This is a genomic window from Rhizobium sp. BK619, assembly GCF_014195245.1.
Classification (GTDB): domain Bacteria; phylum Pseudomonadota; class Alphaproteobacteria; order Rhizobiales; family Rhizobiaceae; genus Rhizobium; species Rhizobium acidisoli.
Genome location: NZ_JACIBH010000002.1, coordinates 410,097 through 437,050, shown reverse-complemented (window position 1 = coordinate 437,050; position 26,954 = coordinate 410,097). Strand labels below are relative to the sequence as shown.

Annotated in this window: 29 protein-coding genes; 14 read left to right on the top strand and 15 right to left on the bottom strand. The window is 62.5% G+C overall.

The window, feature by feature from the left end:
• The first annotated feature begins 2 nt into the window (after positions 1–2).
• From argH to FHX14_RS05475, 4 genes are all read left to right on the top strand, one after another.
• The gene (gene argH / locus FHX14_RS05490) at positions 3–1,403 is read left to right on the top strand and encodes an argininosuccinate lyase (RefSeq protein ID WP_184376516.1); all 1,401 of its coding nucleotides are present in this window, start codon (positions 3–5) and stop codon (positions 1,401–1,403) included.
• Positions 1,404–1,533: 130 nt separating this feature from the next.
• Positions 1,534–1,728 (top strand): lipoprotein, encoded by a 195-nt coding sequence (locus FHX14_RS05485; RefSeq protein ID WP_003589960.1) that lies wholly within the window; start codon positions 1,534–1,536, stop codon positions 1,726–1,728.
• Between the two features lie 11 nt (positions 1,729–1,739).
• Positions 1,740–3,008, top strand: a complete 1,269-nt coding sequence (gene lysA / locus FHX14_RS05480; RefSeq protein WP_003589959.1) for a diaminopimelate decarboxylase — start codon at positions 1,740–1,742, stop codon at positions 3,006–3,008.
• A 268-nt stretch (positions 3,009–3,276) separates the two neighbouring features.
• Positions 3,277–5,973 carry a TIGR02302 family protein gene (locus FHX14_RS05475; protein WP_184376515.1) on the top strand — a complete coding sequence of 899 codons (2,697 nt, stop codon included), beginning with the start codon at positions 3,277–3,279 and terminating at the stop codon, positions 5,971–5,973.
• A gap of 162 nt (positions 5,974–6,135) precedes the next feature.
• Here FHX14_RS05475 and FHX14_RS05470 read toward each other — a convergent pair whose 3' ends face one another.
• From FHX14_RS05470 to FHX14_RS05460, 3 genes are all read right to left on the bottom strand, one after another.
• Positions 6,136–6,495 (bottom strand): response regulator, encoded by a 360-nt coding sequence (locus FHX14_RS05470; RefSeq protein WP_054182490.1) that lies wholly within the window; start codon positions 6,493–6,495, stop codon positions 6,136–6,138.
• A gap of 204 nt (positions 6,496–6,699) precedes the next feature.
• Entirely contained in the window at positions 6,700–7,242 is a 543-nt protein-coding gene (gene hpt, locus FHX14_RS05465; protein WP_003567049.1) for a hypoxanthine phosphoribosyltransferase, read from the bottom strand.
• Between the two features lie 133 nt (positions 7,243–7,375).
• Positions 7,376–8,026, bottom strand: a complete 651-nt coding sequence (locus FHX14_RS05460; protein WP_183692734.1) for a hypothetical protein — start codon at positions 8,024–8,026, stop codon at positions 7,376–7,378.
• Between the two features lie 206 nt (positions 8,027–8,232).
• Between FHX14_RS05460 and ftsE the strand changes: the two genes are divergently transcribed.
• The 4 genes from ftsE to FHX14_RS05440 all read left to right on the top strand — a co-directional run bounded on the left by ftsE (position 8,233) and on the right by FHX14_RS05440 (position 11,678).
• Positions 8,233–8,892, top strand: coding sequence for a cell division ATP-binding protein FtsE (gene ftsE, locus FHX14_RS05455; RefSeq protein ID WP_003567051.1), 660 nt, complete (start codon positions 8,233–8,235; stop codon positions 8,890–8,892).
• Positions 8,885–9,898 (top strand): ABC transporter permease, encoded by a 1,014-nt coding sequence (locus FHX14_RS05450; protein ID WP_183692732.1) that lies wholly within the window; start codon positions 8,885–8,887, stop codon positions 9,896–9,898. The genes ftsE and FHX14_RS05450 overlap by 8 nt, the downstream gene beginning before the upstream one ends.
• A gap of 67 nt (positions 9,899–9,965) precedes the next feature.
• Positions 9,966–10,682 (top strand): YdcF family protein, encoded by a 717-nt coding sequence (locus FHX14_RS05445; protein ID WP_183692730.1) that lies wholly within the window; start codon positions 9,966–9,968, stop codon positions 10,680–10,682.
• 198 nt (positions 10,683–10,880) lie between these two features.
• A complete protein-coding gene (locus FHX14_RS05440) occupies positions 10,881–11,678 on the top strand; it encodes a 1-acyl-sn-glycerol-3-phosphate acyltransferase (RefSeq protein ID WP_183692729.1) in 798 nt (265 codons plus the stop codon).
• Between the two features lie 2 nt (positions 11,679–11,680).
• Here the strand turns inward: FHX14_RS05440 and FHX14_RS05435 are convergent, their stop codons facing one another.
• Entirely contained in the window at positions 11,681–12,211 is a 531-nt protein-coding gene (locus FHX14_RS05435) for a gamma-glutamylcyclotransferase (protein ID WP_183692727.1), read from the bottom strand.
• Between the two features lie 49 nt (positions 12,212–12,260).
• On the opposite strand from FHX14_RS05435, the gene FHX14_RS05430 reads away from it, so the two are divergent.
• Positions 12,261–13,277: a DUF2125 domain-containing protein gene (locus FHX14_RS05430; RefSeq protein ID WP_183692725.1), complete on the top strand. Its 1,017-nt coding sequence runs from the start codon at positions 12,261–12,263 to the stop codon at positions 13,275–13,277.
• Positions 13,278–13,372: 95 nt separating this feature from the next.
• Here FHX14_RS05430 and FHX14_RS05425 read toward each other — a convergent pair whose 3' ends face one another.
• The 4 genes from FHX14_RS05425 to FHX14_RS05410 all read right to left on the bottom strand — a co-directional run bounded on the left by FHX14_RS05425 (position 13,373) and on the right by FHX14_RS05410 (position 16,682).
• Positions 13,373–13,792, bottom strand: coding sequence for a GNAT family N-acetyltransferase (locus tag FHX14_RS05425; protein WP_183692723.1), 420 nt, complete (start codon positions 13,790–13,792; stop codon positions 13,373–13,375).
• A gap of 2 nt (positions 13,793–13,794) precedes the next feature.
• On the bottom strand, positions 13,795–14,721 hold the full coding sequence (locus FHX14_RS05420; protein WP_183692721.1) for a prephenate/arogenate dehydrogenase family protein: 927 nt from the start codon (positions 14,719–14,721) through the stop codon (positions 13,795–13,797).
• Positions 14,718–15,815 (bottom strand): histidinol-phosphate transaminase, encoded by a 1,098-nt coding sequence (gene hisC, locus FHX14_RS05415; protein WP_184376514.1) that lies wholly within the window; start codon positions 15,813–15,815, stop codon positions 14,718–14,720. The genes FHX14_RS05420 and hisC overlap by 4 nt, the downstream gene beginning before the upstream one ends.
• A gap of 90 nt (positions 15,816–15,905) precedes the next feature.
• On the bottom strand, positions 15,906–16,682 hold the full coding sequence (locus FHX14_RS05410) for a class I SAM-dependent methyltransferase (RefSeq protein WP_003589943.1): 777 nt from the start codon (positions 16,680–16,682) through the stop codon (positions 15,906–15,908).
• 53 nt (positions 16,683–16,735) lie between these two features.
• Between FHX14_RS05410 and gloB the strand changes: the two genes are divergently transcribed.
• Positions 16,736–17,506 (top strand): hydroxyacylglutathione hydrolase, encoded by a 771-nt coding sequence (gene gloB, locus FHX14_RS05405; protein ID WP_012559134.1) that lies wholly within the window; start codon positions 16,736–16,738, stop codon positions 17,504–17,506.
• Positions 17,506–17,928 (top strand): cupin domain-containing protein, encoded by a 423-nt coding sequence (locus tag FHX14_RS05400; protein ID WP_184376513.1) that lies wholly within the window; start codon positions 17,506–17,508, stop codon positions 17,926–17,928. Before gloB ends, FHX14_RS05400 begins: the two co-directional genes overlap by 1 nt.
• A gap of 2 nt (positions 17,929–17,930) precedes the next feature.
• On the opposite strand, the gene FHX14_RS05395 is transcribed toward FHX14_RS05400, so the two are convergent.
• On the bottom strand, positions 17,931–18,818 hold the full coding sequence (locus FHX14_RS05395) for an EamA family transporter (protein ID WP_184376512.1): 888 nt from the start codon (positions 18,816–18,818) through the stop codon (positions 17,931–17,933).
• A 31-nt stretch (positions 18,819–18,849) separates the two neighbouring features.
• Positions 18,850–19,626: a DUF3108 domain-containing protein gene (locus tag FHX14_RS05390; protein WP_003589939.1), complete on the bottom strand. Its 777-nt coding sequence runs from the start codon at positions 19,624–19,626 to the stop codon at positions 18,850–18,852.
• Positions 19,627–19,868: 242 nt separating this feature from the next.
• Between FHX14_RS05390 and rpmB the strand changes: the two genes are divergently transcribed.
• Positions 19,869–20,168 carry a 50S ribosomal protein L28 gene (gene rpmB, locus FHX14_RS05385; protein WP_003589938.1) on the top strand — a complete coding sequence of 100 codons (300 nt, stop codon included), beginning with the start codon at positions 19,869–19,871 and terminating at the stop codon, positions 20,166–20,168.
• A 109-nt stretch (positions 20,169–20,277) separates the two neighbouring features.
• A complete protein-coding gene (locus tag FHX14_RS05380) occupies positions 20,278–20,913 on the top strand; it encodes a VUT family protein (protein WP_184376511.1) in 636 nt (211 codons plus the stop codon).
• 6 nt (positions 20,914–20,919) lie between these two features.
• Here the strand turns inward: FHX14_RS05380 and FHX14_RS05375 are convergent, their stop codons facing one another.
• From FHX14_RS05375 to FHX14_RS05355, 5 genes are all read right to left on the bottom strand, one after another.
• Positions 20,920–21,486: an AAA family ATPase gene (locus tag FHX14_RS05375; protein ID WP_003589936.1), complete on the bottom strand. Its 567-nt coding sequence runs from the start codon at positions 21,484–21,486 to the stop codon at positions 20,920–20,922.
• Between the two features lie 167 nt (positions 21,487–21,653).
• Positions 21,654–22,679 carry an esterase-like activity of phytase family protein gene (locus FHX14_RS05370; RefSeq protein ID WP_003589935.1) on the bottom strand — a complete coding sequence of 342 codons (1,026 nt, stop codon included), beginning with the start codon at positions 22,677–22,679 and terminating at the stop codon, positions 21,654–21,656.
• A 24-nt stretch (positions 22,680–22,703) separates the two neighbouring features.
• Positions 22,704–24,605, bottom strand: a complete 1,902-nt coding sequence (gene cobT, locus FHX14_RS05365; protein ID WP_184376510.1) for a cobaltochelatase subunit CobT — start codon at positions 24,603–24,605, stop codon at positions 22,704–22,706.
• 12 nt (positions 24,606–24,617) lie between these two features.
• On the bottom strand, positions 24,618–25,610 hold the full coding sequence (gene cobS / locus FHX14_RS05360) for a cobaltochelatase subunit CobS (RefSeq protein WP_003589933.1): 993 nt from the start codon (positions 25,608–25,610) through the stop codon (positions 24,618–24,620).
• Between the two features lie 309 nt (positions 25,611–25,919).
• Positions 25,920–26,537 carry a J domain-containing protein gene (locus FHX14_RS05355; RefSeq protein ID WP_003589932.1) on the bottom strand — a complete coding sequence of 206 codons (618 nt, stop codon included), beginning with the start codon at positions 26,535–26,537 and terminating at the stop codon, positions 25,920–25,922.
• A gap of 102 nt (positions 26,538–26,639) precedes the next feature.
• Between FHX14_RS05355 and FHX14_RS05350 the strand changes: the two genes are divergently transcribed.
• Positions 26,640–26,921 (top strand): BolA family transcriptional regulator, encoded by a 282-nt coding sequence (locus tag FHX14_RS05350; RefSeq protein WP_012559142.1) that lies wholly within the window; start codon positions 26,640–26,642, stop codon positions 26,919–26,921.
• Positions 26,922–26,954: the final 33 nt, after the last annotated feature.

Sequence of the window (26,954 nt, the reverse complement as noted above, 5' to 3'; positions counted from 1 at the left end):
TCATGGCCGACACCACGGATACCAAATCTTCAAACCAGATGTGGGGCGGGCGCTTCGCCTCCGGCCCGGACGCGATCATGGAGGAGATAAATGCCTCGATCGGTTTCGACAAGAAGCTTTTCGCGCAGGATATCCGCGGTTCGATCGCCCACGCGACCATGCTCGCCCATCAGGGCATCATATCGGCCGAGGATAAGGACAAGATCGTTCACGGGCTAAACACGATCCTGTCAGAAATCGAAAGCGGCAATTTCGAATTTTCGCGCCGGCTCGAAGACATCCATATGAATATCGAAGCGCGCCTGGCGACGCTGATCGGACCGGCGGCCGGCCGGCTGCACACCGCCCGCTCGCGCAACGACCAGGTGGCGCTCGACTTCCGCCTCTGGGTGAAGGAAGAGCTTGAGAAGACCGAGAAGATGCTGACCGGCCTGATCGCTGCCTTCCTCGACCGCGCCGACGAGCATGCCGAAAGCGTCATGCCGGGCTTCACCCATCTGCAGACCGCCCAGCCCGTGACCTTCGGCCATCACTGCATGGCCTATGTCGAAATGTTCGGCCGCGACCGCTCGCGCGTGCGCCACGCCATCGAGCATCTGGACGAAAGCCCGATCGGCGCGGCGGCCCTTGCCGGCACCGGCTATCCGATCGACCGCCATATGACCGCCAAGGCGCTCGGTTTCCGCGAGCCGACCCGCAACTCCATCGATACGGTCTCCGACCGCGATTTCGCCATCGAGTTCCTGTCGATCGCCGCGATCACCGGCATGCACCTGTCGCGTTTGGCCGAAGAGATCGTCATCTGGTCGACCCCGCAATTCGGTTTCGTCCGCCTGTCCGACGCCTTCTCGACCGGCTCCTCGATCATGCCGCAGAAGAAGAACCCGGATGCCGCCGAACTGGTGCGCGCCAAGACCGGTCGCATCAACGGCTCGCTGGTGGCGCTGCTGACGATCATGAAGGGCCTGCCGCTCGCCTATTCAAAGGACATGCAGGAAGACAAGGAACAGGTCTTCGACGCGGCCGAGAGCCTGGAACTGGCAATCGCCGCCATGACCGGCATGGTACGCGACATGACCGTCAACACCGCGCGCATGAAGGCTGCGGCCGGCTCCGGCTTCTCGACGGCAACCGACCTTGCCGACTGGCTGGTGCGCGAAGCGGGCCTGCCCTTCCGCGATGCCCATCACGTCACCGGTCGGGCCGTGGCGCTTGCCGAAGGCAAAGGCTGCGATCTGGCCGAACTGCCGCTCGCCGACCTGCAGGTGATCCATGCCTCGATCACCGACAAGGTCTATGACGTGCTGACCGTCGAAGCCTCGGTCGCCAGCCGCAAGAGCTTCGGCGGCACCGCACCCTCCGAAGTCCGCAGGCAGATCGCCTTCTGGCGCGCCCGCAACTGAAGAATATCAGGCGGCGCAAGCCGCCTCGGCCTCGCCGCACAGGCGGAAAGACCGCCCAACAATCAGGGTGCACAAGGCGAATAAACTTCGCTATGACAATGTCCATCAAATGCCGCCCAAGAGGATATCCATGCAGAAGAGCTTGCCGCATCTCATCCGCCTGACGGCGGTTCTCGCCGTCATCGGCATTGCCGTTGCCGGATGCGGGCGCAAGGGCGACCTCGATCCGCCGAGTGCTGCGGCAACCAAGGAAGGTGACGTTTCCAAGCCGACGAAACAGCCGGGAACCGTCGACAAGCCCTTCCTCCTCGATCCCCTTCTTTAAGGCATAAGCCCGTGAACCATTTCGAGTACCGCGACGGCGTCCTGCATGCCGAAAACGTCCCCGTTCCCGAGATCGCCAAGGCGGTCGGCACGCCCTTCTACGTCTATTCCACCGCAACGCTGGAGCGCCATTACCGGGTCTTCTCCGAAGCCTTCGCCGATATGGACTCCATGGTCTGCTACGCAATGAAGGCGAATTCGAACCAGGCCGTGCTGAAGACGCTCGGCCGCCTCGGCGCCGGCATCGACGTCGTCTCCGAAGGCGAGCTGCGCCGCGCGCTCGCCGCCGGCATCCCGGCCAGCCGCATCATGTTTTCAGGTGTCGGCAAGACGCCGCAGGAAATGGATTTCGCTCTCGAGGCCGGCATCTACTGCTTCAACGTCGAATCCGAGCCCGAGCTCGAAATCCTCAACCAGCGCGCCGTCAAGGCCGGAACGAAAGCCCCGGTCTCCTTCCGCATCAACCCCGATGTCGATGCGAAAACCCATTCGAAGATTTCGACCGGCAAGAAGGAAAACAAGTTCGGCATCTCCTGGGAGCGTGCCCGCGCCATCTATGCCCATGCCGCCAGGCTGCCGGGCATCGAGGTCACCGGCATCGACATGCATATCGGCAGCCAGATCACCGAATTGCAGCCCTTCGACGACGCCTTCAAACTGCTGCACGATCTTGTCGCGACGCTGCGCGCCGACGGCCACACGATCGATCACGTCGATATCGGCGGCGGCCTCGGCATTCCCTATAAGGACGACAACAATCCGCCGCCGCTGCCGGACGCCTATGCGGCGATCGTCAAGAACCAGCTGCGCGGCCTCAACTGCAAGATCATCACCGAGCCCGGCCGCCTGATCGTCGGCAATGCCGGCATCCTGGTCACCGAAGTCCTCTATGTGAAGGACGGCGGCGAGAAGACCTTCGTCATCGTCGACGGCGCGATGAACGATCTGATCCGCCCGACCCTTTACGAGGCCTATCACGAGATCCGCCCGGTAACGATTTCGGCGGCGAACGCCCCGCGCATCCGCGCCGACGTGGTCGGGCCGGTCTGCGAGACCGGCGATTACCTGGCGCTCGACCGCGAGATGGCGATGCCGAAGCCCGGCGACCTGATCGCCGTCAGCACGGCCGGCGCCTATGGCGCGGTGCAGGCCGGCACCTATAACAGCCGGCTGCTGGTGCCCGAGGTTCTGGTCAAAGGCAGCGATTTCCATACGATTCGCCCGCGCAGAACCTATGCCGAACTGATCGGCCTGGACTCCGTTCCCGCCTGGCTCGATTAAAAGTACGTGGCGCAAAACGGTGCAGCCGTTTTGCAATCACGACCTGCGTAAAACAAAAACTTGAAGCGCCAGCAGCAATCTGAACGATCGCGAGGCGCTTTAAGCAGCCATCACTTTTTGGCGAATAAACGTGAAAAGCCGGTATTGCCGGCCGCTCGCCCTCGCCTTCGCCACAAAGAGTGTTATCCTTGTCAGTCATGAGCGTATTGCCCTGCAATCGCCGGAAGCGCCCTCTGTTCCAGAACGCCAGATCGCGGAGACCGGACCGATGACAAGCCCCTCAAGGCAGAGGAAAGGTGCGTTTGCGCTCCGCCCCTCGCTTGCCCGGCTGGTGACGACAAAACGCCTGCTGGCGCGCGTGGTGCTGTTTTTCGAGCAGTTGCTTCCGCCCTTGATGCCGGTTCTGGCGGTCATCGCCTTTTATCTCGCAGCCTCCTGGTTCGGCCTCTTCCGCAGTGTGCCGGACTGGCTGCGCATCCTGCTGCTGATCGCCTTTGTCGCCGCTTTTCTCGTCTCGCTGCTGCCCTTGCGCAATCTGCGCTGGCCCGGCGTCGCCGAAGCCGACCGCATGCTGGAAGAGCGCAACGGCCTGCCGCATCAGCCGGTTACCGTCCAGGAAGACGAGCCGGCCTTCGATACGCCCTTCGCCCGGGCGCTCTGGCGCGAGCACCAGACCCGCATGGCCGAAAAGATTGCAGCCCTCGATGCCGGACTGCCGCGGCCGGATATCGCCGCGTATGACCGTTTTGCGCTGCGCGCCGTGCCGGCGCTGCTGCTGGTCACCGCCTTTGCCTATTCGCTGTCGATCAACGGCGGCTCGCTCGGTGACGCGTTTCAGTCAGCGCCCGAGCAGGTGGTCGTCGATCCGGCGGTGCGCATCGACGCCTGGGTGACGCCGCCCTCCTATACCGGCCGCGCCCCGGTCTACTTGACCGCTGACGGCAGCGAGCAGGCGCCGATCGGCATTCCGCAGTTCTCAGGCCTCACCGTTCGTGTCAGCGGCGGAAAGACCGCCGAAAAGGTCGTGTTCCGCAAGGCGAACGGCCAGGCGCAGGATATCGCCGTGCAGGCGGATACCAAGCCGCAGCAGGTGGCGTCAGGCAGCGAACAGCCGAAGACGGCCCCGACCAGCCAGGCATCCACCGGCCAAGCTCCCACTGACCAGGCCGCCACCAGCCAGGCACTTGTGGCGCAGACGCATGTGATGAAGCTGGAAGAAAATGGCGCCCTCGAAGTCAACGGCCGCCGCTGGAGCTTCGATGTCCTCCCCGACAAGGCGCCGGAGATCGCCTTCGACGATTTGCCGAAGCCCAGCGTCAACGGCGCGCTTGAAATCGGCTTTACCGTCAAGGACGATTACGGCGTCCAGGAAGCGCATGCGGAGATCGTTCCTCTGGAAAACGATCCGACGGCGACGCCGCTCTATCCGCTGCCGGAATACCGGCTGGATATTCCCCGCCGCAACGCCCGCGACGCCAAGGGCGTGACCAGCCGCAACTTGACCGAACATCCGCTTGCCGGCAAGCGCGTGCGCGTGACGCTCGTCGCCAAGGATGGCGCCGGCCAGACCGGCCGCAGCCCGCCGCATGAAATGATCCTGCCGTCGCGGCCCTTCAACGAGCCGCTTGCTGCGGCCGTCGCCGAGGAGCGGCAGGTTTTCGCGCTCGACACCCGCAAGATGCCGCAGGCGATCGCGCTGAACGAGGCGCTGACCATCCGGCCTGAGGAGACCATTCCCAAGCTCACCAATTACCTGCTGCTGGAATCCGCCTTGACGCGCATGAAGCTTGCAAAGGGTGACGAGGCACTGAAGGACACGGCCCAGTATCTCTGGGAGATCGCACTCGGCATGGAGGACGGCGATCTTTCGCTTGCCGAGCGCAAGCTGCGCGAGGCCCAGCAGAAACTTGCCGACGCATTGGACCGCAACGCGCCGGACGAGGAGATCAAGAAGCTGATGGATGAGCTGCGCAAGGCGATGCAGGATTATATGACCGAGCTTGCCCAACGCATGCAGAACGCGCCGATGCAGCCGAACCAAAACGCCCAGAACATCCTGCGCCAGCAGGATCTGGAACGGATGATGGACCAGATCGAGAATCTCGCCCGCTCCGGCAATCGCGACGCAGCCCAGCAGATGCTGTCGGAATTGCAGCGCATGATGAACAACCTGCAGGCCGGCAGGCCGCAGCGCGGCCAGCAGAGCCAGGAAAACAGCGAAGCCCGCAAACAGATCGACAAGCTCGGCGAGATCCTGCGCGACCAGCAGAAGCTGATGGAACAGACCTTCCGTCTCGATCAGCAGCTCCGGGACCGCATGCAGCGCGGCGAACCCGACATGGGCGAAAACGATCCGCTGCTCGAGGAGATGAACCCTGGCGAGAACGGCGAGCCGCAGGATCAGCAGCAGGGCCAGCAAGGCAAGGATGGCCAGCAGCCCTCCGATCAGATGACCGCCGAGCAGCTGCGCGAGGCGTTGAAACAGCTGCGCGCCCAGCAGGATGCGCTCGGCAAGCAGCTCGGCGAATTGCAAAAGAGCCTCGGCGAGTTGGGCATGAAGCCCGGCCCCGGCTTCGGCCAGGCGCAACGCGAGATGGAAGGTGCGGGCCGTGAGCTCGGCCAGGGCCGCGGCCAGCCGGCCATCGAGGGCCAGGGCCGCGCGCTCGAAGCGCTTCGCCAGGGCGCCCGCGACATGATGAACCAGATGATGCAGGCCCAGCAGGGCCAGCAAGGGCAGGGTCCGAACGGCCAGATGAGCCAGGGCGGTGACCAGAATGGCCGCGACCCGCTCGGCCGGCTACGGCGGAACCAGGGACCGGATTTCGGCGACGACGTGAAGGTGCCCGACGAGATCGACGTTCAGCGTGCCCGGGAAATCCTCGACGCGATCCGCGAAAAGCTCGGCAACAATCCGCCGCAGGAAATGGAACGGCGGTATCTCGAACGGTTGCTGGATATTCAGTAAGTCTTACGCCGCCGTCTAGAGCATGATGCCGAAAAGTGTGAGCGGTTTTCGGGCGACATCATGCTCTAACTCTCTAATCGATCGGCGGCGTGCGAAACCTGTGTCACGCAAAACCATGCATGACGTCGCCCGAAACCCGTTCAGGCGTTTCGGCAGCATGCTTCAGGCGACCAGCGCCCGGGCGACCGCCTTGCGGATATCGGGAAGTGCGAAAGGTTTGGCGACGACGTCGATGATCTTTTCGGCAAGATCGTCGGCCCGTTCGCGCTGTTCGGCATAGCCGGTCATCAGCAGGATCTTCAGGCCGGGAAAGGCGTCTTTTGCTTGGTGGGCGAGTTCGATGCCGTCCATTACGGGCATGCGGATATCCGAAAGCAGCAGATCGTAGGCCCCGTCCTTCAGCTTCTCCAGTCCCTCGGCGCCATCAGCCGCTTCATCGGTCTCGTGACCGTCGAGCCTGAGCGCCCGGGCTACGAAAGACCGCAGGGAGTCCTCGTCTTCCGTAATCAGAATTCTTGCCATATGTGCATTGCTCCGTCTTCAGCCCACGACGGAAATCACCAGACTTTCCTTTTCGATCGGTAAAGATGCCGAAGCGATGGACGGAATGGTTAACAACCCGTCTCGACAGCATGACAGCGCCGTGCGTCTGACAAGACGCACAAAGGACGCTGTAACACTTTGAATTGCTGCACAATTTTTCCATTTAAGGAATTGTGCAGCAGCTCAGGCGTCGCCGGTGACCACACCGACGAAGGGCAGTTCGCGAAAGGCGTAAGCCACATCCATGCCGTAGCCGACGACGAAATAGTCGGGGCATTCGAAGCCGACATAATCGGCCTCCAGCTTTTCCTTGCGCTTGACGCGCTTGTCGAGCAGCACAGCGATGGTGACGTTGCGCGCGCCGCGCTCGAACAGCAGTTCCTTGGCAAAGAGCAGGGTGCGGCCGGATTCGAGGATATCGTCGATCAGCAGCACGTCGCGGCCATGGACGTCACTGTCGATATCCTTGACGATGCGCACGCCCTGCGAGACCGTGCCGATGCCATAGCTCGACAGCGTGATGAACTCGACCTCCGGGGCAAGCCCGCTATCATGCAGGGCGCGGATCAGGTCGGCGGCGAAGATGAACGAGCCCTTGAGCACGGCGATGACGAGCAGGTCCTTGGTCGGCCCGTTGGCGATCTCCCGCGCCATCGAATGATTGCGCTCGGCGATCTGCTCGGCAGTGAAGAGCGGCTCGATATTTTTTCCGCGCACGACAGGCATAAGGGCTTGCTCCATGAAAAGAAGGGTAAGCCGTTAGCACATATGCGAGCTTGAAACAGCCTCGTTAGCCATGAAATTAACGGATTGGCGCGACCCGCACGGGAAAATCAGCCATTCCGTATCCGGCTGGCTTCTACGGCAAGAACGACAGCCGGACCTCCGGCAGTTTTCCGCCGGCATGCTGGACGCGTGCCGAGAAGCCGCGGCTCTGGCCGCCATAGATGACATCGGAGGGCGGATTGATGACAATGCTTGCGGTCAGTCGCTCGTCGGTCACCAGATCGGCGCGGATCGGATGTACCGTCTGCGTCGTGCCGCTGTCGTTTTCGATGATGCCGTTGATGACGAGCACCCGCATGCCGTTCGCATCGCGCGGCGCCACCGTCACATGGGTGAAATGCAGCGTCGCTCCGGAATAGGCCGGCTCGGCAGAAAAGCCGGAAAAGCCGCCCGCAAGCCCGAAGACGAGCACGGCGAGGGCCAGCACCAAGCCTGCGAAGCTCCGCATCGACGCCCGCTGCAGGAAAGTTTCCACGTCGCGCAGAACAGTTGCCATCGCCGGTTTCTGCGGCGGCTGCGCTGCCCGTGCTTGCGCCGCGCGCTTGCGGTTGTCGTTATAGGTCCTTGCGGTAAATTCCTTCGGTCGGACTTTGCCGAGCGTAACGAATTCGGCGTCGGAAATATCGGCGGGACGCGCGGCCCGGTACTGGCGGGCTGCAGGTTCCGGCGGCAGGAAATCATAAGCCTGGCCCGGCGTCCGGCGGCTGAAGGAGGATGCTTCCATGGTGGCTGCCTCGCAGATGTCCACATGGTTTCGCTGCCAGGGACAATCTTGGCATTGAAACGAATCCTGCTCAGTCGTAAATTTTAATGGTTAATGCTTCGCAAAGATCGCCATCAAACGGGCGTCTTTCCGGCAAAATTTACCGGCTGTTAACGGTGTTGGTTAACAAGTCACGCGGTGAAACCCACAACAGACTGAGCTGCCCGTTGATCCACTTCGAGAATGTCGGTTTGCGCTATGGCATGGGCCCGGAAATCCTCCGGGACCTGACCTTCGACATTCCGAAGAAATCCTTTCAGTTCCTGACGGGCCCATCGGGCGCCGGCAAGACCTCGCTGCTGCGGCTGCTCTTCATGTCGCTGCAGCCGACGCGCGGCCTGATCCGCATGTTCGGGCGCGACATTTCCGAAATCCCCCGCCCCGAACTGCCGCTGCTGCGCCGCCGCGTCGGCATCGTCTTCCAGGATTTCCGTCTGCTCGATCACCTGACCACCTATGAGAATGTCGCCTTGCCCTTACGTGTGCGCGGCAAGGATGAGAGCTCCTACAAGACCGACGTCCTGGAGCTGTTGAAATGGGTCGGCCTCGGCGAACGCATCAACGTGCTGCCGCCCGTGCTCTCCGGCGGTGAGAAACAGCGCGCCGCGATCGCCCGGGCGCTGATGGACCGGCCGGAAGTGCTGCTTGCCGACGAGCCCACAGGCAATGTCGACCCGCCGATGGCCAAGCGCCTGCTCAATCTTTTCCTCGAGCTGAACCGTCTCGGCACCGCCGTTGTGATCGCCACGCATGACCTGGCGCTGATGGAACAGGTGGAAGCCCGCCGCATGATCCTCTCGGGGGGGCATCTCGATATCTATGACTGAGCCCCCATCCAGAAACCCGGACAAGGCGCCGGCCAAGACTGAACCGAAGCGGCCGGAAATGCGCGTGCGTCCGACCGCGCCGATCCTGCCGCCGTCCAACATCCAGGGCAGCGCCTTGATGGTGGTGATTTCGATCATGGCCTTTCTCGCCTGCCTGACGCTTGGCGGCGTCAGCATGGTGCGCTCGACGGCGGCAAGCTGGGAGAGCCAGATCTCCCGCGAGATCACCATCCAGATCAAGCCGGACGACAATCTCGACATGGAAAAGGCCCTGACCCAGGCGCGCGACCTGGCGCTGACCTTCGTCGGCACCAAGAGCGGCCAGATCGTCGACGAGGCGGCGACCGCCCGCCTGCTCGAACCCTGGCTCGGCCCCGGCCTTGATCTCAAGGATCTGCCCGTTCCCCGCCTCGTCATCATCACCATCGACGAGAGCAATCCGCCGGATTTCGATTCCATGCGGGCGCTGCTCAAAGACAGTATCCCGCAGGCCACCCTCGATGATCACCGGACCTGGGTCGATCGGCTGGTGTCCATGGCGCATACGACCGTCATGATCGGCACCGGCATCCTGCTCCTGGTCTTCTCGGCGATGGTGCTGACCGTTGTCTTCGCCACGCGCGGCGCGCTGTCGGGCAACCGCCACATCGTCGAAGTGCTGCACTTCGTCGGCGCCGAAAGCTCCTTCGTCGCCACCGAATTCCAGAAGCATTTCCTGAAGATCAGCCTCAAGGGCTCGGCGATCGGCAGCGCCCTTGCTGCCCTCTTCTTCGCCACTGCCGGTTTCTGGCAGAGCCGCACGCTGGCCACCCCGGAAACCGATCAGGCGACGGCGCTCTTCGGCACCTTCTCCGTCGGCGTCCTCGGTTATGCCGGCATCTTCGCAACGATGATCGTCATCGCCCTTCTGACCACCTTCACCGCGCGCCTGACCGTCATGCGGACGATCTATGAAATCGATACATTGCGCTCGGACCCGACACGCACCGACGGCATTGTGAGTTGATCGTGACCATGCCGTTTTGTGATGAAAGCGTCTGTTCCGCGCCGCAATCAGCGTATAGTCACGATTCATGACGATGGGAGATACGACACCCAACCCGATTCATCAGGACCCGGGGCTTGACCGCCCGGTGGTTTTGCCGCCGCGGCGCGGGCTGATCCGACGCCTGTTGCGCTGGGGCGGTTTTGCCTGCGTGTTGGCGATCGCGCTGGTGTTCGGCGGTTTCCTGCGTTTCGCCGATTCGGTCACGACACTGAAGCCGCCGGCTGAGCCGAAGGCCGATGCGATCGTCGTGCTGACGGGCGGCTACCAGCGCATCGACCAGGCGGTGGAGCTGTTGCAGAAAGGTGCCGGCAAGCGCTTGCTGATTTCAGGCGTCCACCCGACGACGACGCCGGCGCAGATCCGCAAGATGACGCAGGGCTCGGCCGATCTGTTCTCCTGCTGTGTCGATATCGGCTACGATGCGATCGATACGATCGGCAATGCCGAAGAGGCTTCGAACTGGATCCACGCCAAGGGATACCGCAGCGTTCTGATCGTCACCAACAACTATCATATGCCGCGAAGCCTGGCCGAGCTCTCCTATGTCGATCCCGACATCGAGTTCATCGCTTATCCCGTGGTCAATTCGGATTTGAAGAGCCGAAACTGGTTCACCGACCCGAATGCGATGCGCGTCATGCTGGCCGAATATGCAAAAGTGCTGCTGACCGGCGCCCGCAACATTACCGGCTTTGGCCGCCACACCGGGCTGCGCTCGGCAAGCGCGTCGGGCGAGAATTGACGCTTTTGCTGGAGCACGATGCCGAAAAGTGTGAGCGGTTTTCTCATGACATCATGCTCTAACTCTTTAATCCGGAACAGGATTCAGATTTCAGGCCCGGCCGAAAATCTGAATCCTGTTCTGGAGCATCATCAAACGCTTTTTATGACGGGCAATATCGTGTAGGCCGGTCGCGTGAGCATGCCTCGGGAAAGTTTCATGATCGCCCTGCGTTCCGTCCTCTTCAACACGATCTTCTACGCCAACCTCATCATCCGGATGATCGTGCTCTCGCCATACTATTTCCTGGCGCCGCGCCTGACCGCCTATGCGATCCCGAAGAATTGGGCGCGCTCCAACCACTGGCTGATGCGGGTGATTGTCGGCACCACCTTTGAGATCGAGGGTCTGGAGAACTTGCCGGATGGCAGCTATATCCTGGCGCCGAAGCACCAGTCCTTCTGGGATACCTATGCCCTGCTGCCATGGCTGAAAGACCCGGTCTACATTCTGAAGCGCGAGCTGATGTGGATTCCGCTGTTCGGCTGGTATGCCAAGAAGCAGCGGGTGATCCCCGTCGATCGCGGCGCCCGCGGCAAAGTGATGGTGGAGGTGTTGAAGCGCACCAAGGAAGAGCTTTCGACCGGCCGCCAGCTGATCATCTATCCCGAGGGCACCCGCCGTCCGCCGGGCGCCGAACCGGTCTATAAATACGGCATCGCTCGCATGTACCGCGATCTCGCCATCCCCGTGGTGCCGATCGTCATGCATCCCGGCCTATTCTGGCCGCGCCGGAGCATTCGTCGTTATCCCGGCCATTTCAAGGTGAGGATTCTCCCGCCGATTATGCCGGGAATGGATCCGGACGCGTTTTTCGCCCATCTGATCGAGGTATCGGAGCGGGCAAGCGACGAGCTTCTGCTCGAGACCGTCGAGGCAAACCCGCATGTGCCGCTGCCGCCGACGGCGGTCGAAAGGCTGGCGGAGCTTCGTAAGCTGAAGGCGGCGACCGCCTGAAGTCACGCGGCGCGCAGCCGCTCCACTTCGTCGACGACCTGCTCCAGCCAATGGTCGCGAATGCCCATCTGCTTCAGATGCATTGCCGTGTTGAAGACATAGGCATCGTTCGGCCCCGATTGGCCCTGGGCCTCATTCACCACGCGCGCCGCCTCTAGCGCGTCAAGCGTACCGGCATATTGCTCATGGTCGCGATCGGCAATGTAGGTAACCGCCTCCACCCTACGGCCTCCTGCAAGTTGGAGCCGCACCCGGCGCTCCAGATAGACATTGGTCACCAGCTCGCGGGCCCGGAGATAATCGATCACCTCATCCCATTTTTCCGGGGAAATGCGGAAAGCCATGCCGCGGCAGGCGCCGCCTCTGTCTAGGCCGAGAACCAGGCCCGGATTGTCGCGCGTGCCGCGATGGACGAAGGAGCGGACGCAGAGCGAGCGTCTGTAGCCGTAGATCAGAGCCTCTGCCCGCTCCATGAACTCGAAGCCCGGATTCCACATCAGCGAGCCGTAGCCAAATACCCAAAATTCGTCCATATCGCACGCCAGACCGGAATCACTTTGCGATTCACCATTGGAGAACATCATGGCAGCGTCAAGCCAATCCGGTAGCAGCCAATCCGGCAGCGGTAAGAAATTCTGGCTGCTCGGCGGCGGCATACTCCTGGTGATCGCGCTTTATACCGGCGGCTGGTTCTATGCAGCCTCGGCGCTGAAGACCACGGTGCTGAAGGCGATCGCGCCGCGCGATCAGGCAGGCGTCAGCGGCGAATGCTCCGATATCGAATTCCGCGGCTATCCTTTCCGAATCGGCCTGTTCTGCTCGAAGATCGATGTCGACGACACTGCCAACGGCGTCTCGGCCACCTTCGGCGCCTTGCGTTCGGCAGCCCAGGTCTATGCGCCCGGCAATATCGTCTGGGAGCTCGATTCGCCGGCTGAAATCCGCACCAGCAACGGCCTTTCGATCTCGGCCCAATGGGCAAACCTGCAGGCAAGTCTGGCGACCAAACTGCAGGGCATCAATCGCAGCTCGACCGTGATCGAAGGCCTGAAGGCGACGGCGGTTTCCTCCTATACCGGCCAGACCATCAGCTTCGATGCGGCTCGCACCGAGATCCATCTGCGCCAGAACGACGCCGATCTGGACGGCGCGATCTCCGTGCAGGATGCGAATACGGCGATCAAGGACTGGCCGCAGATCTTTCCGAAATTCTCTGCCAGCATCGATCTGACCTTGGCCGGCAAGGCCGGCCTGATCGACGGCAGCGACCCCAGCGGCCTCAATGGTGCCGCTGGCGAACTGCGTCGCATCGTCGCCGACATCGGCGACGGCAAGGTGATGACGCTCACCGGTCCCTTCTCCTTCGACGAGCACGGTCTCCTCTCGGGAAAATTCAAGCTGGAGATCGAACAGCTCGGCCCCTGGGGCGACAGCCTGAAACAGGCCTTCCCGGATATCGCCCCGACCGTCAAGACGGCGACGAAGCTGCTGCAGTCGCTGGCCGGCGGCAAGGACAAGGTCTCGGTCGATCTCGTTGTCGATCGCGGCAACGCCACCGTCAGCGGCTTCATTCCGCTCGGCAGGATCCCGCCGATCTAATGCATGTCGCCCGGAAGTGTGCAGCGGTTCCGGACAACGACATGCAAAACAAAAGGCTAAAGCGCGTCGCATGAATCAAATTGATGCGACGCGCTTTAGTCAAGTTTCTTGAGGAAGAAGATTTCCGGCACCGTCTGGATGCCGGGAAGCTCGATCGATCCGGTTTCGGAAAAACCGTTGCGGCGATGCCAGTCCTGTGGACGGCTTTCGTCGCATTCGCTCGATGTCATAAGCAGACGCGCGCCGCTCTCACGCATCTCACCTTCCCAGGCACGATAAAGCGCCGTACCGACGCCGGACCGGCGATGGCCTTCCCGCACACGGATCATTTCCAGATAGGGAATCCTGCCCCAGAAGCGGGAAAACCGCAGGAAGCCGACAATCTCACCTTGTTTGCGGGCGACGAAGTATTCGCCGAGATCGATACAGCGCAAAACCCACTGTTTGCCCACATGATTGTCCTCGCAAAACAGCCAGTCCTTGTCCGTCAGGCCGGGCTTCGCGATTTCCACCATCGCTATTTCTTTTCCAGTGGATGCGGCCGGCCGAAATCGGGTGCATCCACATCCTGGCCTGCCTGAATGATCGAACGGCGGATGGCGCGGGTGCGGGTGAAGAGTTCAAAAATCTTGTCGCCTTCGCCCCAGCGGATCGCGCGCTGCAAATAGGCGAGATCTTCCGAGAAACGCGCCAGCATTTCCAGGATCGCATCGCGATTGTGCAGGCAGACATCGCGCCACATGGTCGGGTCGGAGGCCGCAAGGCGGGTGAAATCGCGAAATCCGGAGGCAGAATACTTGATGACCTCAGATTCCGTCACTGTCTCCAGATCGTCGGCGGTGCCGACAATATTGTAGGCGATGAGGTGCGGCAGGTGAGAGACGATCGCCAGCACCTTGTCGTGATGCTGCGCATCCATTTCGTCGACCTTCGAGCCGAGCGCTTCCCAGAAGCTGCGCAGCCGTTTCAACGCCGTTTCGTCGGTGCCCGCGACCGGCGTGAAAATGCACCAGCGGCTCTCGAAAAGGCCGGGAAAGCCGGCATCCGGGCCGGATTTTTCGGTGCCGGCCAGTGGATGGCCGGGAATGAAATGCACACCGGCCGGAATATGCGGCTGCATCTGCGCGATCACTGAGGCCTTGGTGGAGCCGACATCGGTAACGATGGCCCCCGGCTTCAAGCTAGCCGCGATCTCTTTCGCCACACTTTCCGAAGCGCCGACCGGCACCGAGACAATCACCAGATCGGCACCCTCGACTGCATCCGCCGAAGAGGTCGTGTAGCGGTCGCCGAGGCCAAGCTCTTCGGCTCGCTTCAGCGTCTCGGCGCTGCGAGTGGCGACGACGATCTCTCTGGCAAGGCCGAGCCGCCGGATGTCGTGGGCAAGCGAAGAGCCGATCAGACCGATGCCGATCAGCGCGATACGATCGAACTGCACGTTCATGCCTTATGTCCCATGAATTCGGTGAGGGCGGCGATGACGCCGCGATTGGCCTCTTCCGGGCCGATGCTCATGCGCAGCGCATTGGAAAAACCGTAGCTGCGCACGGCGCGCAGGATGTAGCCCCGGCTCGTCAGCAGATCGTCGGCATCGGCGGCGCGCTTGCCGTCGATCTCGGGGAAATGGATGAGGACGAAATTGGCGACCGACGGCGTCACCTTCAGACCGATCGCTTCGAGGGCCTGGGTGAGCGTTTCTACCCACGTCTGGTTGAAGGAGACGGCCTGCTGGACGAAGGCCTGGTCGCGGATGGCCGCGGCCCCGGCGGCGATTGCCGGCGCGTTCAGATTGAAGGGCCCGCGCACGCGGTTCACCGCGTCGACGATCTCGGCGGGCGCATACATCCAGCCGACACGCAGCGCCGCCAGTCCGTAGGCCTTCGAGAAGGTGCGGGTCATCACCACGTTGGCATTGGAAGACACGACCTCGATGCCGGCTTCATAATCGTTGCGGCGCACATATTCGGCATAAGCGGCATCGAGCACCAGGACGACATGTTTCGGCAGCCCGGCCTGCAGGCGGCGGATCTCGCTGACCGGGACATAGGTTCCTGTCGGATTGCCGGGATTGGCGATGAAGACGATCTTCGTCTTCTCCGTCACCGCGGCAAGGATCGCATCGACATCGACGGTGTGATCCTTTTCCCTGACGACGACAGGCGTGGCCCCGGCGCCCTGGATCTGGATCTTGTAGACGAGAAAACCGTGCTCGGTGATGATGCCCTCGTCGCCGGCGCCGAGATAAACGTGGCAGAGCAGGCCGAGCACCTCGTCGGAACCGTTGCCGCAGAGGATGTTTGCCGGATTGAGGCCGTGCACGGCGGCGATCGCCTCGCGCAATTCCACCGCCTGCCCGTCGGGATAACGCCCCAGATGGTCGGCAGCCGCCTTGCAGGCTTCGATCGCCTTCGGGCTGGCGCCGAGCGGCGTTTCGTTGGACGAAAGCTTGTAGACGCGGGCAACCCCCGGCGCATGTTCCTTGCCCGGCACATAGGATGCGATATCGAGAATACCGGGACGCGGAACGGGCTTGCTCATCTCAACGCTCATGGGTCGACCTTGGAATTGCCGGAAATGATGACGTGGCATTAAAGCGGAATGCCGTTCTTGTCGAGAGCCGGGAGGGCGTCAGCGATTGCGTGTGGTCGGCACGCCATGGGGTGCCAGAACCGGCACGAAGACGCGGCGGGAGGCGCGCGCGGCGACCGGCAGCCCCTGATAGAGCCGCTTCTGCGCCTCGACGATGATGACGCCCGAAAAGGCCGGCCACAGCGTCCGGCCGATCCGCTCGAAGGCGCGGCGAAGCCGCAAGATGGTCCTGAGCTTCGAGGGCGGGAAGAACAGCGCTTCGGCCGTCGCGCCCGGGGTGAAATTCGTCTCACGCAGCAGAGCCGTCAGCTGCCCGCGGGAATAGGGCCGGCCCGAGCCGAAGGGCGTATGTTCCATCCGCGCCCAGACGCCGCGCCGGTTCGGCACGACGATGACCAGCCGTCCGCCGGGCGCCAGCACCCGCCAGAGTTCCTTCAACGTCTCGCGCGGGCTTTCGGCGAATTCCAGCGAATGCACCATCAGCACCCGGTCGATCGAGGAATCCGGCAGCGGCAATTCCTCATCGAAGACCAGTGTCGTCGACGAGAGCGAGCCCATCGGCCAGTTCACCGCGCCCTGCCCGGCCGGCATGAAGGCGAAGGTGCGCTCGGTGTCGGCCTGGAAGCGGTCGAGGAAGGGCACGGCATAACCGAGGCCGACCAGCCGCTCCTGCGGCAGCCGCACCCAGAGCGACGACAACGCCATGGCGATCGACTGCTCGGCAAGACGCCCAAGCTCGGAGTGGTAGAACTGGCGTAGGTCGACGATATCGGCGTGCATTGCGACAAATGTTATCAGCGGGCGGTTGGACTTCAAGGCCGGACCCTCTACATTTCCGCGAGACTCGCATGACAAGGGACTATTGCACGATGAAACCTTTGGAATTGGACGTTTTTCTCTGCCGCACCGACAATTTCGGCGTTCTCGTCCACGACCCGGAAACAGGATTTACCGCGGCGATCGACGCGCCGGAGGAGGCGCCCATCCTGGAAGCGGCCACCCGCCGCGGCTGGAAGATCACCCATATCTTTACCACCCATCACCACACCGACCATGTCGCCGCCAATCTGGCGCTGAAGGAGCAGTTCGGCTGCGAGATCATCGGCCCGATCAACGAAGCCATTGCCATTCCCGGCCTCGACCGGACGATGGCCGATGGCGACAGCTTCCTTTTCGGCGATCACACGATCAATGTCATCGAGACACCTGGCCACACTGCCGGCCACATCTGCTATCACTTCGTCGACGACAAGCTGCTCTTTGCCGCCGACACGCTGTTTGCCCTCGGCTGCGGCCGCCTGTTCGAACGCCCCGCCGCCGACATGTGGCATTCGCTGCAGAAGCTTGCCGTGCTGCCCGATGAGACCGCCATCTATTTCGGTCACGAATATACGCTCTCCAACGCCCGTTTCGCACTGACGGTCGATCCCGGCAATGAACGGCTGAAGGGCCGTGCCGCCGAGATCGAGGCCTTGCGCGCCGACGGCAAGTTCACCATTCCGACGACGCTGGGGCTGGAAAAGGAAACCAACCCGTTCCTGCGCGCCGCCGATCCGGCGATCCGCCGCAATCTGCTGATGGAAGGCAAGACCAATGAGGAAGTCTTTGCCGAGATCCGCAAGCGCAAGGATAATTTCTGATGTCGCCTGAGGACATCATCCGCGAACTCGTCATGCAACCGCATCCGGAAGGCGGCTGGTACGCTGAGACCTTTCGCGACACGGCAGGCGGAGAACGCGGCCATTCGACGGCGATCTATTACCTCCTGACCAAAGGGCAGCGCTCGCACTGGCATCGCGTCCATGACGCGGTAGAGGTCTGGCATTATTACGCCGGCGCGCCGCTCTCGCTGCACCGCTCTGAAGACGGAACGGCAAGCGAGACCCTGACGCTCGGAACCAATCTGTCCGCCGGCGAGCGGCCGCAGGCGATCGTTCCCGCCAATTGGTGGCAAGCGGCCGAAAGCCTCGGCGATTTCACCCTTGTCGGATGCACCGTCTCACCCGGCTTCGAATTTTCGAGCTTCGAGATGGCGCCGGCAGGCTGGACGCCCGGCGGCTGAAATCATTCCGCCGCAACGGCCGGCTGGATCTTGCGGCGGAACATATCGCGGGCAGCGAGCACCGCCCCGCCGGTGACGAGCAGGCAGGCAGCCGCGATGCGCCAGCTCGGCTCGGCAAAGCCGAACAGCGTCAGGATCAGCGTCGACAGCAGCGGTGCGGCATAACTGGCCGCGCCGAGGATCTGAATATCGCCGTTCTTGACGCCGTGGTCCCAGGCGTAGAAGGCGGCACCAACCGGCAGCAGCCCGAGCCCGGCGACGGCGAGCCATTCGAAAGCCGTTGCCGGCCAGACGGTCGTCTCCAGGCCGAGATGGCAGAGGAGCGACAGGATCGAGGTCGCCAGACAGAAGCCGGTGACGACATCAGTGGAGACGGCGTCGAAGCGCCGGGTCAGCAGCGAGTAACCGGACCAGGTGAAGGCGCAGAGGAAGGCGGCGCCGTAGCCGACGGCATAGGCGCCGTTGAAATCGATGCCGTTGCGGCCGACGATCAGGAAAGTGCCGCAGAGCCCGGCAAGAGCGCCGGTAACATGATACCAGCGAAGCCGTTCGCCCGGCAACAACGCCGAGCCGACGACGATCAGCAGCGGCCAGAGATAGGCGATCAGCCCCGCCTCGACGGCAGGCGCGTTCCTGAGCGCGGTGAAATAGAGGAAATGATAGCCGAACAACCCTGAGATGCCGGTGATCCAGACCTTGGCCGGCTGCTTCAGCAGCGCCAGCCGCGAAGGGTTGACGACAAGCACGGCGAGGCCGGGCAGGCTGCCGATCGCAAAGCAGACGGCCGAAAGCTGGAACGGCGGCATCTTGCCGGAGGCGGCGGTGAACAGCGCCAGGAACGACCACATCAGGATGGCGGTAAAACCGATCAATGTCGCGCGAAGTTTCACCCGTCCCCCTTTGACGGAGGCATCAACTCCGTCAGCTGCTGCCGTATTTGACGGCAGTGATCGTCACCATCCCATATTCGGTGGGAATGCGCACATAGACGGGAGCGTATACATTTGCCGCATCCGACTTGGCAAACCAGATTTCCATCCGGTCGCTCTTGCTGAGATAGACGATATCCTTGCGGCCCTTCTTGTAGCCCGAGCGCGGCACGAAGCGCACGCCGCAGACCACCGCCTTGCCCTTGAAGCCGTTGGTCGAAAAGTCCTCGTCGCCCTTCGGCGACAGCACCAGATCCATGCGCGTCTCGCCGTCGAAGATCGGCAGCGTCTGCGAGCAGACCTTGGTGTCGCCGGTGAAGACCAGGCCGGAGATCGGATCGAGCACCGAGCGCATGTCGCGCGGCGTCACGTCGATCCAGTTCTTCGGACGTTTCGGCGGCGGTGTCGTCGTCGCCGAGACGATGTTGCCGTTGCGGTAGCTGACCTCGTAGACGCGGGCCTTCTTGCCGCTCTTGTAGTAGAGCGAATAATTCTGCGCCTGCAGCCGGTCATCGCGCACGACGCCGGTGACGCTGGTTTTGGCCGAAATCGTCGTCACCAGGTCGGCTAGACCGGCCGAGCTGATGCTGCCGGCAATGTTATAGCTGTGATCGTCCTCGATCTTCGTCAGAAACGCGGCGCGCGCGATCGGCAGGCCGGCAAGCGTCACCCGGTATTCCGTCCGATGCTGGATTTCGGCCGCCGATGCCGGTATGGCAAGCAGCGCTGCGATGGCCGAAATGAAAATCCGTCTGCCCGAATGAGCCATGAATCAAGCCTTGTCTTGCCGCGCGCCGGCAGCCTTTGCTAGAGCGCTCTATACTCCTGCCGTGATGGGAAGAAAACAGCAGCTTTTTGACAGAATTGCGGGAAAGCCCAAGGTTTGGCTTGACGCGGCCAGCCTGTCTGACTATAGAACCGCAACTTTCCAATCATGCCCGTTGGATTGCGCGCCCGGTTTTGCCGGGAATGGCAATTCGATGGCCCGAGAAAAACAAGAATAGGTGTTCCATGTCCCGCGTGTGCGAATTGACCGGCAAGGCCGTCCTGACTGGTAACAATGTCAGCCATGCCAACAACAAGACCAAGCGCCGGTTCCTGCCGAATCTGTGCCAGGTCACGCTGATTTCCGACGCTCTCAACCAGCGTTACCGTCTTCGCGTTTCGGCTGCTGCCCTTCGCTCGGTCGAGCATCGCGGTGGCCTCGATGCCTTCCTGCTGAAGGCCAGCGAAACCGAACTGTCGATGCGCGCACGCCTGCTGCGCCGCCAGATCGTCAAGAAGACCGCTGAAGCGGCTGTTGCTGCCTAAGCTTCCGCCTTCTTTCATACGGCTTCGAAAGGCTTGCACGGATGACCTCCGGTCAAGCCTTTTGTTTTGCCTGAGCACTCCAACTGGTGGCATCACCCAGGATAAAAAAATGCTGAAGACCCGCTATACCATCGCCTATGTCGCGCTGATGACGCTGGTCGTCGTCGCCTCCAACTTCCTCGTCCAGTTTCCGCTGAACGCCGAAGTCGCCGGCATCAACCTTGCCGATATATTGACCTGGGGCGCCTTTTCCTATCCGGTCGCCTTCCTGATCACCGATCTGACCAACCGCCAGTTCGGCCCGCAGGCAGCCCGCAAGGTCGTCTTTGCCGGCTTCGTCGTCGGCGTGACACTGTCCTTCTTCACGTCAGTGCCGCGCATCGCCATCGCCTCCGGCTCGGCCTATCTCGCCGGCCAGCTGCTCGATATCGCCGTCTTCAACCGCCTCCGCCGCCAGGCCTGGTGGCGCGCGCCACTCGTCGGCTCGCTGATCGGTTCGGCGCTCGATACGGTGATGTTCTTCTCGCTGTCCTTCGCCGCGTTTTTCGTCTTCCTCGGCCCGAACGAGCCCTTCGCGCTTGAAGCGGCCCCCATCCTCGGCGTCTTTGCCGCCGAGGCACCGCGCTGGATCTCCTGGGCGATCGGCGATTTCGCCGTCAAGATGATCGTCGGCCTCGTCATGCTCCTGCCCTATGGCGCGCTGATGAATGTGCTGCGGCCGATGCAGGCCGCCCGCGCCAGCTGATTCAGCTCACCGACGCCGCCGGACCGCTCCGGCGGCGATGGCAGGATGCAGAAGCACCTGCGCAGCCAGGTCGTCAATCTCATGCGATGAATCGAGCCGCAGAACCGGCGCCGTCTGCGTTTCCAGCCACTGCTCATGCGCGCAAAGGCTGCGGCGTTCGGGCCCGGCCGTGTCGTAACTTGCCGCCCATTCCAGGAATTGTCCGCTTTTCACCTCCATGTCGCCGCCCGGCCCGATCCTGTCTCCGTATCGGGCGACCTCCCGTGCGCGAATCCGCGCCATCCGCAGCTCCGGCTCGATCCTGAGGAAGACGATCAGATCGTAGAGCGGCTCAAGCGGCATGCCCCATTTCAGCGCCGATCCGGAAAGCACCCAGCCACCCGGCCGGCTCGTCTCCTCGAGCAGCAGCCGGATGCGCTGGTCGGCATCCCGCGTCGTCGTGAAGGGCGGATCTGTCGGCAGCCAGAAGAAATCGTCGGTGTCGAGATGGGCGATATCGAGCCTCTCGGCGAGCACAAGGCCGAGCGATGTCGTGCCGGAACCGGACGCGCCCATGACGTGAATATGCACCATGATTTCCTCCGCAAGGCAGAGCATGATGCCGAAAAGTGTCAGCGGTTTTCGGGCGACATCATGCTCTAACTCTTTAATTTAGAACAGGATTCAGATTTTAGGCCGAGCCTAAAATCATCCTGTTCTAGCCATTATGCCGCGGGGCGGGATAGCCGAGACCTATGACATCAGTTTGACGCTTTATGTTCGGCCGGCTCGGAAAGCCGGAACTCCAGCATCAGATTGCGCTGCAGGATCGAATGATTGTCGTCCGACACCAGGATGATATGGGTCGTGCCGTCGGCGGCCTGGAAGGCGTCGAGCCCTTCCATATTGTCGATCTGCGAGTTGAAATTGCCTTCGAGCAAAAGTTCGCCGTCGACGATGGCCCCGGGCCTGATATCGGCGCCCTTGACGCGCCGAAGGCGCATGCCGATGCCTTCGGCCATATTGAAGCGGCGTTCCAGCAGGAGCAGGTCGCCGTTCGGCAGAAAGGCGCCATCGGTGACGTCGAAGCTGCCGTCGCGCGCGACCGCAAACCGCCCCTTCAGCGGCCCGCTCAGAATGGCCGCCAGCCGGTTGCCGTCGCTGTCGAGACCGCGTTCGGAGACGATGACCACGCCGCCCTTGAGCGGGCTCGATGCCGGCGCCACCGTGATGGTCTCGATGCCGCGATTGTCGCTCAGCATCTTGCGCGGGATGAGGATCGGCAAAGTGCCGATCGCGCGAGATTCGGCAAAGCCCGGATCGGGATAGACATCGACGCGGTGATCCTGCTCGAAGGAGACCAGGATCCTGTCGCCATCAAACGCCAGGCCTTCGGCATCCATATGCCCCTTGCCCTCGAAGCTCCGCCCGGCGCTGTTTTTCATCGGGGTGATCTCGACAGTGGAAAGGCCGGAAAGCCTGCCCTTGATGTCGCGCTCGATGCTGCCGGTCAGCCATTGGCCGGTATCGAGGACCACGACGAAATGTTTCTGGTCCGGCCGGAAGCGGATGGCGGAAAGCGAGCCGAACAGCGCCCTGCTGGACACCATCTCCAGCCCGCCGAGAAATTCCAGCGAACCGAAGCGCGTCTCGGAAGAGCCGATCCTGAAGTCGGAGATTTGCCGGCTAATGACCGGAACTTCGCCGCCAGCCCGTGACGGGGAAGCGCCTGCGGCGGCGGTGCTGAGGACGATCGCCGCCAGGCGGCAGAGGCGCCTGACGGTCATTCCGGGCGATTCCTTCCAGCGGCGTCAGCCGGCACGGCGGAGCCGGCCGCCACGCGGCTGGGTGGATTGGTCTTCGAACAGCGAGGCGAGCTGCTCGGTCATCGCGCCGGCAAGTTCGTCGGCATCGACGATCGTCACGGCGCGGCGATAGTAGCGCGTCACGTCGTGACCGATGCCGATTGCCAGCAATTCCACCGGCGAGCGTGTCTCGATCTGTTCGATGACGGCGCGCAGGTGCCGCTCGAGATAATTGCCCGGGTTGACCGACAGCGTCGAATCGTCGACCGGCGCCCCGTCCGAGATCATCATCAGGATGCGGCGCTGTTCGCGGCGTGCGAGCAGGCGGTTATGCGCCCAGATCAGCGCCTCGCCGTCGATATTTTCCTTAAGCAGGCCCTCGCGCATCATCAGCCCGAGATTGGCGCGTGCCCGCCGCCACGGCGCGTCGGCCGATTTGTAGATGATGTGGCGCAGGTCGTTGAGGCGGCCCGGCGTCTGCGGCTTGCCGCCGGCAAGCCAGCTTTCCCGCGCCTGCCCGCCCTTCCAGGCCTTGGTGGTGAAGCCGAGGATCTCGACCTTGACGCCGCAGCGCTCCAGCGTGCGGGCGAGAATATCGGCGCAGGTGGCGGCAACCGTGATCGGCCGGCCGCGCATCGAGCCGGAATTGTCGATCAAAAGGGTGACGACCGTGTCGCGGAACTGCGTGTCGCGCTCCATCTTGAAGGACAGCGCCTGCATCGGATCGATGATGATGCGCTGCAGCCGGGCCGGATCGAGATAACCCTCTTCCAGGTCGAAATCCCAGGAGCGGTTCTGCTGCGCCATCAGGCGGCGCTGCAGCCGGTTGGCGAGACGGCCGACCGCGCCCTGCAGATGCGCCAGCTGCTTGTCGAGGAAGGCGCGCAGACGCTCGAGCTCGGCGGCGTCGCAAAGTTCCTCGGCGGTGATGATCTCGTCGAACTCTGCGGTAAAGACGTGATAATCGACCTTCTCGTTGAAATCGGCAAAAGGCGTGTTCGGACGGCGGGTCTCGCCCGGCGTTTCCGAATCGTCCTCGCCCTCTTCCATCATGTCGTCGTCGGAGATTTCGGCGCCTTCGGTCTCGCCGTCCTCCATCTGCTCGTCGGCGACTTCGCTGTCTTCGACCGGGGCGGCATCGGTGCCGGCATCCTCGTCGACCTCGTCCTGATCCTGCTCGTCGCCGCTCGGCTGGTCTTCCTGATCCGACTGGTCGTCATTGTCGGCGTCGTTATCGTCATCGCCGTATTCCTCGGCCATTTCCATGGCCGACAGCATGTTGCGGATGACCTTGGCGAAGGCCTGCTGGTCGTTGATCGCGCCCGACAGATTGTCGAGTTCGGCGCCCGCCTTCTCCTCGATGAAGCCGCGCCAGAGGTCGAGCACCTTGCCGGCGGTTTCAGGCGGGCGCTGACCGGTCAGCTTCTCGCGCACCATCATCGCGACGGCTTCGCCAACCGGTGCGTCTTCCTGACGCTCGATGCCGGTGAAGTTCGCCTTGGAATATTTCTCTTCGGTCATGGAGCGCAGGTTGGTCGCCATGCCCTCCATGCGCAGAGCGCCGATCGATTCGACGCGCGCCTGCTCGACGACATCGAAGATCGCCCGGGCGTCCGAACCCTGCGGCGCCATCGTCGCATGCATCTTCTCGTCATGGCAGGCAAGGCGCAGCGCCATGGAATCGCCGAGCCCGCGGGTGACCGCCAGCTCATGCGCCGTCGGCCGCTTGGAAAGCTCCGGCAGCCGGATGCGCTCGCCGGTCATGCCAGGCCGTTCATTGGCGAAGGTCACCTCGACATCGCCATCGCCGGCGACCGAGCGCACGCAGCCGGATATCGCCCGGCGCAATGGCTCGACGTCGACGGGCGCGCCGGGCTTTGCTTTCGAATTGTCACCGCGAGCTGCCATGATCGGTCGGTCTCAGGCTCCGAGAACGATATTGGCGGCACTTTCCTTCAGCTCGACGCCGAAGGCGCGCTGATAGTGCTCGGCGACCAGAGGACGCTCCAATTCATCGCACTTGTTGAGGAAGGTGACGCGGAAGGCGAAGGCGAGATCGCCGAAGATCTCGGCATTCTCGGCCCAGGTGATGACGGTACGCGGGCTCATGACGGTGGAGAGATCACCATTCATGAAGGCGGCGCGCGTCAGATCAGCGACACGAACCATCTTCGAAACGGTGTCACGGCCTTCCCTGTCCTTGCCGAAGCTCTTCACCTTGGCGGCGACGATATTCACTTCGTGATCATGCGGCAGATAGTTCAGCGTCGTGACGATCGACCAGCGGTCCATCTGCGCCTGGTTGATCTGCTGCGTGCCGTGATAGAGGCCGGTGGTGTCGCCGAGACCGATCGTATTAGCGGTCGCAAACAGGCGGAAGGCCGGGTGCGGCCGGATGACGCGGCTCTGGTCGAGCAATGTCAGGCGGCCGGAGGATTCCAGCACGCGCTGGATGACGAACATCACATCGGGGCGGCCGGCATCATATTCGTCGAAGACCAACGCGACATTGTGCTGATAGGCCCAGGGCAGGATGCCGTCCTTGAACTCGGTGACCTGCAGCCCGTCCTTGACGACGATCGCATCCTTGCCGACGAGATCGATACGGCTGACATGGCTGTCGAGGTTGATGCGCACGCAGGGCCAGTTGAGGCGCGCCGCGACCTGCTCGATATGCGAGGACTTGCCCGTGCCGTGATAGCCGGAGATCATCACGCGGCGGTTATGGGCGAAGCCTGCAAGAATGGCGAGCGTCGTGTCGCGGTCGAACAGGTAATCGGTGTCGAGGTCCGGCACATAGGCGTCGCCCTTGCTGTAGGCGGGAACGCGGATGTCGGAATCGATGCCGAAGGCCTCACGGACCGAAACGGTGGTATCGGGCAGTTCAGAAATATCGAGGTCGATCTTGCTCATCATGTCTCCAAGGCGGGTGATGCCACCCGGCCATACTGTCTCAGGCCATGTCGCAACCGTGACGCCGCGATTTTATTCCGCGCCCGTCCAGGTCGGAACGTCGGCGATGCTTCTCCGGGACTGAAACGAAACCTCGGCGGGATAATGACCGCGTGCGAGCATTCTTGAAAGAGTCCCGGACAAGAAACGCCGCGTCCGGAAGGTCGGCGGAGGCGATGTCGGGAAAACGCACAAATATGAGCCGCGTTTGCCTGCGGCCTCAGCCGATTTGGACCATACCCGATTGAAGCCCAAGAGCAAGGACGGGAATTAACAAAAACCGTTCTGCTTCAACAATTGATAGGCCTGGATGACGGCGCGGAAACGCTCCTCCGAGCCGCGGTCGCCGCCATTGGCATCCGGATGGTGCTTCTTGACCAGTTCCTTGTAGCGGCTCTTGATCTCCGCCGAGGTCGCATTGGCATCGAGACCCATCGTATCGAAGGCCTTGCTTTCCAGCGATTTCAGTTTGCGCGCCTGGGGAAAACGCGGCCCGCTGCCCTTGCCGCCTTCCTTGACGAAGCCGAAGGGATCGCGAACGCGGCTATAGGCGCCGGAGCGGACCTCCGAATGCAGCGGGCTGTCCTTCGCCGACTTGTTGACGCCGACGGTCCAGGTCGGCCGGTGGCCGGTGATCGCCTCTTTCTGGTAGCGGGCGATCTCGCCGTCCGACAGACCGGAGAAATAATTGTAGCCCTTGTTGTAGTCTTTGACGTGCTCGAAGCAGAACAAAAAGAACTGGCCTTCCGCATTGCGTCCGACAGGAGCGCGATGCGAGCCTTTCTTGTCACAGCCGTCCCATTGACAGGTAGGCGGCGCCTGCTCTGTCTCCTGCTCGCGTTTGCGGCGTGTTCGGATGCGATCGAAATATTTGGAATCAAGTCTCATGGCGGTGCTAATTATGAGGCTGTCGCGAGGCGACAACAAGAATTGACAAACGGGTTTGTTGCTGGCTTGGTGGGAACCTTTTTCGCGAAGCAAGACCGGACGATGACCCTGCGAACCCGCATCGAAGAAAAACTAGTCGAAGCCTTCGCGCCGGAGCGCCTGAGCGTCGTCGACGAAAGCCATCTGCATGCCGGCCATCAGCCCGATATCACAGGCACCGGCGAAACCCACATGCGGGTGAGGATCGTTTCGGCAAAATTTTCCGGCATGTCGCGGCTGGCGCGCCACAGGGCGATCACCGACCTGTTGAAACCGGAACTCGATGCCGGCCTGCATGCGCTGGCCGTCGAACCGGCAGCACCGGATGAGCCGACCCGCTGGTAACAAAGCCTATATGGTCACTGATCGCTGATAGTC